2 protein-coding genes are annotated in these 1,171 nt (G+C 55.6%); one reads left to right on the top strand and one right to left on the bottom strand.

What is annotated here, in order from left to right:
* A partial coding sequence (locus tag OHL18_RS23145) for a tyrosine-type recombinase/integrase (RefSeq protein WP_263377248.1) occupies positions 1–541 on the bottom strand: 541 nt, incomplete at its 3' end.
* A gap of 240 nt (positions 542–781) precedes the next feature.
* On the opposite strand from OHL18_RS23145, the gene OHL18_RS23140 reads away from it, so the two are divergent.
* Positions 782–1,171: hypothetical protein (locus OHL18_RS23140; protein ID WP_263377247.1), on the top strand; the 390-nt coding region annotated here is incomplete at its 3' end.

Genomic DNA, 1,171 nt, shown 5'->3' with positions numbered 1-1,171 from the left:
TCGTGGCGCAGCTATGCCCTGTCTTATTGACGCACTCCCCGCAGTTCAGACCGGCGCGAAACGCCAGAGTTTTAAGAGATCGAAGGAAGTGACCATTGGGCTTTCCGGTTGGCCCAGGGAAGACCAGCATCGACGTGCTCCTCTTCTTCCTCGCAAGCAAAGAAGCGATAAGCGTGTCGGGGACCGGTACCGACCTCTCCTCTTTGTCTTTGATCCTGAAGCCCATCTCGGGCTTGGAGCGAACCTTCACGACCATTCCCTGGGAGTCTATGTTCTTCCAGGTCGTGAACATTACCTCCTGCTCGCGCAGGCCCGTCGCAAGGAAGAACTCGAAGGTCTCTCGTTCTTCTGGATCAGCGGCGGCGAAGAGAGCGTTCAACTGATCCGATGTGTAGGCCTCGACCTCCTTCTCGTCATACTTCGGCTTGTCAGCGGCGCTCAGCACACCGACCACTCCGCGCGACTTCAGGAGGGTGCAGATACGCATGATGTGGTTATGAATCGTCCGGTCACCCAGTCCTTCCGACTTTAGGAAAGACATATGGTCGAGGAGGTCTTTCCTCGAGATGTCCTTGACCCGCTTCCTCGACAAGCGCGAACCAAAGAGGCCAAGGATCCGTTCGCAAGCCGAAATCGTCTTCGGGGCTCTGAAGCGGCGTACTTCAGTCAGATAGACCCCTATAGCATCGACTAAGGTCTCTACGGAAGGACTATCTGGTGCGGTCGACGAGGCACTGGTAGTACCTGGAGCTGCGATCCCAAGGTGGATGGATCGAAGACTATGGTCCGTGTTCCGGAGGGCCACGAGAGCCGCGTCGGCGATCTTCCCAACGGCCTGCCACCGTCTCTTGCCATTGCGGAGATAGCGGAGATAGTAGATGCCTTCCGGGTGCAGTTCGGGTACGGCGTCGACGACTGCATAACCCTCACGAAGGGTGCGGTTTCGGTTCCAGACTGGATCGGCATATATGGATCGTCCATCACGGAGACGGACGCGGATGTAAAGCCTGACTTTAGGTGCACTCAAAGCGAATTCCTCCAAGGCCTGTTACCGAGGTGGAAGGGAAACATCGCTTTATCGGGAAAAGAAATCAGTGGAAAAGTGTCACAAGAAGTGTCACAAACTGATTTCGTGCTCATTCTAAAGGGGCTTAGAAGTTATGGCGGAGAG

This window comes from Granulicella aggregans, assembly GCF_025685565.1.
GTDB lineage: Bacteria > Acidobacteriota > Terriglobia > Terriglobales > Acidobacteriaceae > Edaphobacter > Edaphobacter aggregans_B.
This window is presented reverse-complemented; position numbering and strand designations above follow the sequence as displayed.